2 pseudogenes are annotated in these 678 nt (G+C 71.2%); both read right to left on the reverse strand.

Annotation, left to right across the window (positions count from 1 at the left end):
• Window positions 1–338 (reverse strand): annotated as a pseudogene (locus tag Z164_RS23470) (Subtilisin-like serine protease); the annotation flags it as partial.
• Window positions 339–372: 34 nt separating this feature from the next.
• Window positions 373–672, reverse strand: a pseudogene (locus Z164_RS23475) (S8 family serine peptidase); the annotation flags it as partial.
• Between the last annotated feature and the right edge of the window lie 6 nt (window positions 673–678).

Here is a 678-nt window from a genome sequence, read left to right on the forward strand (position 1 = left end):
GACACGTCGCCGCTGCCGCCGAAGGTCATGAAGCTCACCGGCTTGCCGGCTTCGGCCTCGAAGCTGAAGAGCGCGTCGCCGGCGCCGGCGGACAGGCCGCGCACCTCGGTCTTGTTCCGCAGCGGGGTCGTCCTCGGCAGGCAATCCTCGATCTCGGGGTCGCAGGGCGGCTCGGTGGCGCGGCGCAGGAGTTCGCCGGCGTCGAGGATGCCCACGCCGATCGGGGTGGAACCCGGGATCGACACCGGGAACGGGCGCGCGGTCTGCTTCAGCAGGTCGCGCATCGCGTCCCAGGCCAGCGGGGTCTCGACCGGGCGAGGCCATCGAGGTGCCGGCATAGCCGCCGATGTACCACTCCTCGGTCGGCGTGGTGCCGCCGCCGTTCACGACCTGGAAGACGTAGCCGTTCGGATCGCCGTCCACGTCGCCGCCGCCGCCGGGCGCGGCGATGTCCACCCGCGGGCCCCAGCTCGAGTAGTTCGCCTTGCCGCCGTTGATGCGGGTCGCGCCGACGCTGATCACGCCCTCGCAGGAGGACATGGTGTAGCTGCCGGCGTTGGCGTTGTCGTTGCCGGCGGCCACGACGACGATCGAGCCCAGGCCGTTGGCGGTGTCGATCGCCTCCTGGTAGAACTGCGGGCACGCCTGCGGATTCACGCTGCCCAGGCTCATGTTGAT

It is taken from the genome of Luteimonas huabeiensis HB2 (assembly GCF_000559025.1).
GTDB lineage: Bacteria > Pseudomonadota > Gammaproteobacteria > Xanthomonadales > Xanthomonadaceae > Luteimonas > Luteimonas huabeiensis.